7 protein-coding genes are annotated in these 8,137 nt (G+C 59.4%); 4 read left to right on the forward strand and 3 right to left on the reverse strand.

Annotation, left to right across the window (positions count from 1 at the left end; translation table 11 throughout):
• Nucleotides 1-130: 130 nt before the first annotated feature.
• Nucleotides 131-577 (reverse strand): large-conductance mechanosensitive channel protein MscL, encoded by a 447-nt coding sequence (gene mscL / locus DW49_RS0117720; protein ID WP_005620570.1) that lies wholly within the window; start codon nt 575-577, stop codon nt 131-133.
• Nucleotides 578-771: 194 nt separating this feature from the next.
• On the opposite strand from mscL, the gene radA reads away from it, so the two are divergent.
• Nucleotides 772-2,139, forward strand: coding sequence for a DNA repair protein RadA (gene radA / locus DW49_RS0117725; RefSeq protein ID WP_003381736.1), 1,368 nt, complete (start codon nt 772-774; stop codon nt 2,137-2,139).
• A 20-nt stretch (nt 2,140-2,159) separates the two neighbouring features.
• On the opposite strand, the gene DW49_RS0117730 is transcribed toward radA, so the two are convergent.
• Complete coding sequence (locus DW49_RS0117730) at nt 2,160-2,528, reverse strand: PilZ domain-containing protein (protein WP_005620567.1); 369 nt, start codon at nt 2,526-2,528, stop codon at nt 2,160-2,162.
• Nucleotides 2,529-2,814: 286 nt separating this feature from the next.
• Between DW49_RS0117730 and DW49_RS0117735 the strand changes: the two genes are divergently transcribed.
• The 3 genes from DW49_RS0117735 (at nt 2,815) to yjiA (ending at nt 6,188) form a co-directional block, all read left to right on the forward strand.
• A complete protein-coding gene (locus tag DW49_RS0117735) occupies nt 2,815-4,890 on the forward strand; it encodes a carbon starvation CstA family protein (RefSeq protein WP_017683110.1) in 2,076 nt (691 codons plus the stop codon).
• 27 nt (nt 4,891-4,917) lie between these two features.
• Nucleotides 4,918-5,115 carry a YbdD/YjiX family protein gene (locus DW49_RS0117740; protein ID WP_002555232.1) on the forward strand — a complete coding sequence of 66 codons (198 nt, stop codon included), beginning with the start codon at nt 4,918-4,920 and terminating at the stop codon, nt 5,113-5,115.
• A 95-nt stretch (nt 5,116-5,210) separates the two neighbouring features.
• Entirely contained in the window at nt 5,211-6,188 is a 978-nt protein-coding gene (gene yjiA, locus DW49_RS0117745; RefSeq protein WP_003381732.1) for a GTPase, read from the forward strand.
• 107 nt (nt 6,189-6,295) lie between these two features.
• Here the strand turns inward: yjiA and glyA are convergent, their stop codons facing one another.
• A complete protein-coding gene (gene glyA, locus DW49_RS0117750) occupies nt 6,296-7,549 on the reverse strand; it encodes a serine hydroxymethyltransferase (protein WP_005620565.1) in 1,254 nt (417 codons plus the stop codon).
• Nucleotides 7,550-8,137 lie beyond the last annotated feature (588 nt).

Genomic DNA, 8,137 nt, shown 5'->3' on the forward strand with positions numbered 1-8,137 from the left:
TATTCTGCGGATGTAAAGCCTCTTCGCGGACAAGTCCGCTCCCACGGCCTTCAGCCAGAATCCAGAGCGAAGCGTCGCCCGGTCCGCCCCCTAAGCCCTCCGGGCAGAAGCCTGTTTTTCAGGCTTCCAATTACAGCGGACGAGCAGGGTCCACAGTAACAGGCGCTGCCGGTTGGTTCTGTTCCTTGAGCAGGTCGCGAATCTCGCTCAGCAACACTTCCTGCTTGGAAGGCGTTGGCGGCAGGGTTGGGGTCTTGGCTTCTTCGCGCTTGAGGCGGTTGATGGCCTTGACGCACATGAAGATCGCGAACGCGACGATGATAAAGTCGATGACGGTCTGGATGAACTTGCCGTACGCCAGCAACACCGCAGGCGCTGTGCCTTGCGCAGGGCGCAGGGTGACTGCCAGGTCGCTGAAGTCCACGCCGCCGATCAGCAGGCCCAGTGGTGGCATGATCACGTCGCCGACGAACGATGAAACGATTTTGCCGAATGCCGCGCCAATGATGATACCGACGGCCATATCGACCACGTTACCTTTGACTGCGAATGCCTTGAATTCTGTAAGCACGCTCATGGGTAATTCCTTGTAACAGATAAATTTGATCCAGTTGAGTGTAGCCCAGTCGTGCTCTTGCCGCCCGGTCTACGTTTAATCGACCGAGGCGGTCTGTGTAAGTTTTATAAGGTTTTGAAAGTCGTGGTCCGCTGCACGGGTAACAGGCGCTGCAACCTGCGTTATCATGGGCGTTTTTTACGACTGGGGTTGTCATGGCCAAGGCCAAACGCTTGTACGGCTGCACCGAGTGCGGCGCGACATTTCCCAAGTGGGCGGGCCAGTGTGCTGATTGCGGCGCCTGGAACACACTGGTCGAAACCATGATAGAAAGCGGTGCCGCAGCGCCTCCCAGCGGGCGCACCGGCTGGACCGGCTCACAGGCGCAGATCAGAACCCTGGCTGAAGTCAGCGTTGAAGAGATCCCGCGGTTTTCCACCAACTCCGCCGAACTCGACAGAGTGCTCGGTGGCGGTCTGGTGGATGGTTCTGTGGTGCTGATCGGCGGCGACCCTGGCATCGGCAAGTCGACAATTCTGTTGCAAACGCTGTGTAACATCGCCCAGCGCATGCCTGCGCTGTATGTCACCGGCGAGGAATCCCAACAGCAGGTGGCCATGCGCGCCCGCCGTCTGGGCCTGCCGCAGGACAAACTGCGGGTCATGACCGAAACCTGCATCGAAACAATTATTGCCACCGCCAAGGTCGAGAAGCCCAAGGTAATGGTGATCGACTCGATCCAGACGATCTTCACCGAGCAATTGCAGTCCGCACCGGGTGGCGTGTCGCAAGTGCGCGAAAGCGCCGCCTTGCTGGTGCGCTACGCCAAGCAGAGTGGCACCGCGATTTTCCTGGTGGGGCATGTCACCAAGGAAGGCGCACTGGCGGGGCCGCGTGTGCTTGAGCACATGGTCGATACCGTGCTGTATTTCGAGGGCGAGTCGGACGGTCGTCTGCGTTTGCTGCGCGCCGTAAAGAACCGTTTCGGCGCGGTAAACGAACTGGGCGTGTTCGGCATGACCGACAAGGGCCTGAAAGAAGTGTCCAATCCGTCGGCGATTTTTCTGACCCGTGCGCAGGAAGAAGTCCCCGGCAGCGTGGTCATGGCCACATGGGAAGGCACCCGGCCGATGCTGGTCGAAGTTCAGGCGCTAGTGGATGACAGCCATATGTCCAATCCGCGTCGTGTGACCCTGGGCCTGGATCAGAACCGTCTGGCGATGCTGCTGGCGGTGCTGCACCGGCATGGCGGCATTCCGACCCACGACCAGGACGTGTTCCTCAACGTGGTGGGCGGGGTCAAAGTGCTGGAAACCGCGTCGGACCTGGCGTTGATGGCCGCTGTCATGTCCAGCCTGCGCAATCGCCCGCTGCCGCATGACTTGCTGGTGTTTGGCGAGGTGGGGCTGTCGGGTGAGGTCAGGCCGGTACCCAGCGGGCAGGAGCGCCTGAAAGAGGCCGCCAAGCACGGCTTCAAACGGGCCATCGTGCCCAAAGGCAACGCGCCGAAAGAAGCGCCTCCCGGTCTGCAGATCATTGCCGTCACGCGTCTGGAACAGGCGCTGGATGCTTTGTTCGAGTAACCGGCCCTGCAATCTGAAGCCTAAAGTTCGATCAGTGCCGCCAGTTCCCTGTCGAGCTCTGCCGGGTCCCCCAGATTAAGTTCGATCAGCCGCCGCAGATGGCTGATCGACTCCAGCCCGATGTGCCGGCAGACGAATCCCAATTGCTGGTTGTGATCGTGGGTCATCTCGACATCCATTTTCACGTGCACGTCATTGCTGAGGCGGATATCCACTTCAAAAGGCTGCGCCGGATCTGCGCTCCACCGTTCAGGCTTCTCGATCAGCAAACCTTTCAGGGAAAGATCGACCAATTGCACTTTCCAACTGTTGTCGCCCTGCTTCACGTCGGTCTTTGCGTCGAAGGCAATACGTTTGAAACGACGGCGCTCTGCATGTGAGTCGGTCATCGAATGAGCTCTCTTGTTGACAGCCACCGGGGGTCAGCGGGCAGGTTGTTTTCTGATCGATTCTCTTGTTTATGCACGATAGCCCTGAAAGCCATTACAGAACAGTTCCGCATGACGGTTTTGTGATCGGGCCACCATCTGCCTACGCCATTCCAGCCCTCTATGCCGGGTATCTGCCGCAATTGATCAATTTTCGGTCTAGACTATGGTTGGGGGTGGCCTTTCGCTGATCCGGCGCTAAACTCGCTCTGCTTGCCTTCTAGTCAACTCTGCTGGAATAAAAAAAATGAAAAATAATAATAGCCTGATGCGCCACGTTCCCTGGCTCATCGTCGCAATTGTCGGGGCATGTGCCCTTGGGGTCGTGGCCTTGCGCCGCGGAGAGGCGATCAACGCCTTGTGGATAGTGGTCGCTGCGGTGGCCATTTATCTGGTTGCTTACCGTTACTACAGTCTTTTCATCGCCACACACGTCATGCAGCTTGATCCGCTGCGGGCGACGCCGGCGGTGGTCAACAATGATGGTCTGGACTACGTGCCGACCAACAAACACATCCTTTTCGGTCACCACTTTGCCGCCATCGCTGGCGCAGGCCCGCTGGTCGGCCCTGTCCTGGCTGCGCAGATGGGGTATCTGCCCGGTACGCTGTGGCTGATTGCCGGGGTGGTGCTGGCCGGTGCGGTGCAGGACTTCATGATCCTGTTCCTCTCCACGCGCCGTGACGGTCGCTCGCTGGGCGATATGGTTCGCGAGGAAATGGGCCGTATTCCCGGCACCATCGCCTTGTTCGGCTGCTTCCTGATCATGATCATCATCCTTGCGGTGCTGGCGCTGATCGTGGTCAAGGCCCTGGCCGAAAGCCCTTGGGGCATGTTCACGGTCATGGCGACGATCCCGATTGCGATGTTCATGGGCATTTACATGCGCTACATTCGCCCGGGCCGTATCGGTGAAATCTCGCTGGTGGGCGTGCTGCTGTTGCTCGGTTCGATCTGGGTCGGCGGCATGGTTGCGGCCGACCCGACCTGGGGGCCGATGTTTACGTTCACCGGCATCCAGATCACCTGGATGCTGGTGGGTTATGGCTTTGTCGCAGCGATGCTGCCGGTCTGGCTGCTGCTGGCACCGCGTGACTACCTGTCAACGTTCCTGAAAATCGGCACCATTCTGGCGCTGGCAATCGGCATTCTGATCCTGGCACCCGAGCTGAAAATGCCGGCCCTGACCCAGTTCACCAACGGCACCGGTCCGGTCTGGAAGGGCGCTCTGTTCCCGTTCCTGTTCATCACCATTGCCTGCGGCGCGGTATCGGGTTTCCACGCACTGATCTCCTCGGGCACCACGCCCAAGCTGCTCGATAACGAGAAAAACGCCCGTTACATCGGTTATGGCGGCATGTTGATGGAGTCGTTCGTGGCCATCATGGCAATGGTCGCCGCTTCGGTGATCGAGCCAGGCGTTTACTTCGCCATGAACAGCCCGGCCGCCGTGGTCGGTAGCGATGTGGTAACGGTCGCGCAGACAGTTTCCAGCTGGGGCTTTGCCATCACGCCGGAGCAACTGACCGCCGTGGCCAAGGACATCGGTGAAAACACCATTCTGGCCCGTGCCGGTGGTGCGCCGACGCTCGCTGTGGGTATCGCACAGATCCTCCATCAGGTACTGCCGGGTGAAAACACCATGGCGTTCTGGTATCACTTCGCGATTCTGTTCGAGGCGCTGTTTATCCTGACGGCGGTTGACGCCGGTACACGTGCCGGGCGCTTCATGCTTCAAGACCTGCTGGGCAGCTTCGTTCCGGCCCTCAAACGCACAGAATCCTGGACGGCCAACGCTATCGGCACAGGTGGTTGCGTGGCGCTGTGGGGTTATCTGCTTTATCAAGGCGTCATCGACCCGCTGGGCGGCATCAATACCTTATGGCCGTTGTTCGGTATCTCCAACCAGATGCTTGCCGGTATCGCGTTGATGCTGGCCAGCGTCGTGCTGATCAAAATGAAGCGCCAGCGCTATGTGTGGGTCACCATGCTGCCTGCCGTCTGGCTGCTGATCTGCACCGTGACGGCGGGCCTGATCAAACTGTTCGATGCCAACCCTGCGGTCGGCTTCCTGGCCCTGGCCAAGAAATACAGCGCAGCGGCAGATGCCGGCCAGATTCTGGCACCGGCAAAAACCATGGATCAGATGCAGCATGTGATTTTCAACGCTTACACCAACTCCGGGTTGACCATACTGTTCCTGTTTGTGGTGTTCAGCATTCTGTTCTACGCCATCAAGGTGGGCCGTGCGGCCTGGACGACCAAGGCGCGTACCGACAAGGAAGCTCCTTACCAGGCCATGCCGCCCGCGTCGCAGGTGTGATGATGGTTATCCACAGAGGATTTGCCCATGTTCAATGACCTGAGTCGCCTCGGGAAATACCTCGGTCAGGCCGCCCGCCTGATGGTGGGCATGCCCGACTACGACACCTACGTCGAGCACATGCAGAACACGCACCCGGACAAGCCGATGATGACCTACGAGCAGTTCTTTCGAGAGCGGCAAGAGGCGCGTTACGGCGGCAAGGGCGGTCCTAAGTGCTGCTGATCCTCTGAACTGCGTTATTGTCTGACCCGACGCGCCACAGGCCATCACCTGTGGCGCGTTTTCATTCCCGCTGAAAGCATCACGCCAGGAGCCTTATGACCGAGCTGCAACCCATCCCCGTGACCGTGCTGACCGGTTTTCTGGGCGCAGGCAAAACAACCTTGCTGCGCCACCTGCTCAAGGCCGAACACGGCCTGAAAATCGCCGTGATCGAAAACGAATTCAGCGATGCCGGTATCGACAGCCAGTTGCTGGGCACCGACCCGGTGCAGATCATGACCCTGTCCAACGGCTGCGTGTGCTGCACCATTCACACCGACCTGACCAAAGCGCTTTACCTGTTGCTGGAGCGCCTGGACAGCGGCGAAATCGCCTTCGACCGACTGGTGATCGAATGCACCGGGCTGGCTGACCCAGCGCCTGTCGCCCAGACCTTCTTCATCGATGAAGAACTGCGCGAGCGCTACATACTCGACGGCATCATCACGTTGGTCGACGCTGCCCACGCCGACACGCATCTGGCGCAAACCATCGCCCAGGCGCAAATCGGCTTTGCCGACCGGCTGCTGGTCAGCAAGCGTGACCTGGTCGACGACGCAGCCTTCGATGCCCTCAGCGCACGCCTGACCCGCATCAACCGCCGCGCCCCGATCCGCATCGTCGAACACGGCAAGATCGACCTCGCCGAACTGCTTGATGTGCGCGGCTTCAACCTCAACGCAGATCTGGGCGGCGGCATGACCCTGCGCCCATTGGCCCCGGCCGGAAAATCCAGCGACCGCATCACCAGCCTCGTCCTGCGCAGCGACAAACCCCTTAACCTGGACCGCCTTAGCGAGTTCATGAACGAACTGCTGGAAGACCACGGTAAGCAACTGCTGCGCTATAAAGGGGTGCTCAACATTGAGGATGAACCGCGCAAAATGGTGTTTCAGGGCGTGCTCAAACTGTACGGCTTTGACTGGGATACCGAGTGGGCCGAGGGCGAGCCGCGCGAAAGCGTGATCGTGTTTATTGCCGATGAGTTGCCGGAGGAGAAGATACGGGCGGGGTTTGAAAAGGTCTGTGCCTGAGATGTTCTGCTACGCGTGAGCGTTTGCTCATACTTATGACGCACGCAGCAAAAAGCCCCGACTCTCACGAGCCGGGGCTTTTCGTTACTGCGTTTAAACCAAACTCATCAAGCGCCGTAAACCGGCAGCTTCGCGCAGATGGCTTTGACCTTCTCGCGCACAGCGTCAATCACGGCTTCGTTGCTCAGGTCCGCCAGGATGTCGCAGATCCAGCCGGCCAGTTCCTTGCACTCTGCTTCCTTGAAGCCGCGAGTGGTCACTGCCGGGGTACCGAAGCGCAGGCCGGAGGTGACGAACGGGGAGCGTGGGTCGTTGGGTACCGAGTTTTTGTTGACGGTGATGAAGGCGCGACCCAAGGCGGCGTCGGCGTCTTTACCGGAGATGTCCTGCTTGATCAGCGAGAGCAGGAACAGGTGGTTTTCAGTACCGCCAGACACTACGTCGAAACCGCGCTCGATAAAGACGCCGGCCATTGCCTTGGCGTTCTTGACCACTTGTTGCTGGTAGGTCTGGAACTCAGGCTGCAGCGCTTCCTTGAAGCAGATGGCCTTGGCTGCGATGACGTGCTCCAGCGGACCGCCCTGGGAGCCAGGGAATACGGCGGAGTTCAGCTTTTTCTCGATGTCGGCGTTGGCGCGCGCCAGGATCAGACCGCCACGTGGACCGCGCAGGGTCTTGTGCGTGGTGGTGGTGACGACGTCGGCGAACGGCACCGGGTTCGGGTAGACACCTGCGGCAACCAGACCGGCTACGTGCGCCATATCAACGAACAGGTAGGCACCGACCTTGTCGGCGATAGCGCGAAAGCGCGGGAAGTCGAGGATCTGCGAGTAGGCAGAGAACCCGGCAACGATCATTTTTGGCTTGTGTTCAACAGCCAGGCGCTCGACTTCGTCGTAGTCGATCATGCCGTTGCCGTCGATGCCGTACTGAACAGCGTTGTACAGCTTGCCAGAGGACGAAACGCTGGCACCGTGGGTCAAGTGACCGCCGTGGGCCAGGCTCATGCCCAGAATGGTGTCGCCGCCTTGCAGCAGAGCCAGGTAGACCGCCGAGTTGGCTTGCGAACCGGCGTGTGGCTGGACGTTGGCGTAATCGGCGCCGAACAGCTCTTTGGCGCGGTCGATGGCCAGTTGCTCGACAACGTCGACGTACTCGCAGCCGCCGTAGTAACGCTTGCCTGGGTAGCCTTCAGCGTACTTGTTGGTCAGTACCGAGCCTTGAGCTTCCATGACGGCCGGACTGGTGTAGTTTTCCGAGGCGATCAGCTCGATGTGTTCTTCCTGACGCAGAGCTTCTTGCTCCATGGCGGCAAACAGATCGGCGTCGTACTTGGCGATAGTCAAATCACGGCTGAACATGGCAGTCCTCAACAGGGCATGGCGGAAAAGGCGGCTATTCTACCCCATCAGGTTTTATCTGGCATATGAAAGGGAATCATCTTGAGCAGCAAATAGCTTCAAGCTAGAAGGTGCTCTCGTGGCAGTGCTTTGGATGTCCGGCCTGAATTACGCATCACGGCCGCAATGGGACGCAGAGCGTCCCGAACTGCATTCCTACGCGGAGCGTGAGGAACGATAGGTGCCTGGGAGAGCCAGCCCCGCTTTTGATTCTGGCCTACGGCCGTGGGAGCGAGCTTGCTCGCGATCTGCCGGGAACCGGCAGCAAAACCGGTACATACGGTACACCAGGCGCAACCGAGGTACCCGGTTTAGGGGCCGCTTTGCTGTCTATCGCCCCGGTCACTCCCACAGGGATCTTCATTCACATCGCGACCGCGGCAGAAGCCACGCTTTCGGGCTTTTCATGACTTTGTAGCTCCGCTTGCCGCTAAAAACTCGCCGCTGCCCTAGGGTCTGTTCCCGTTTCGACGTAACCTATTGATCCCTATGAGAACAGGCCCGTATTGTTGGAGTTCTCACACAACACCAATACGAGCCTGCAATGCC

Origin of the sequence: Pseudomonas avellanae BPIC 631 (assembly GCF_000444135.1) — a bacterium.
GTDB lineage: Bacteria > Pseudomonadota > Gammaproteobacteria > Pseudomonadales > Pseudomonadaceae > Aquipseudomonas > Aquipseudomonas avellanae.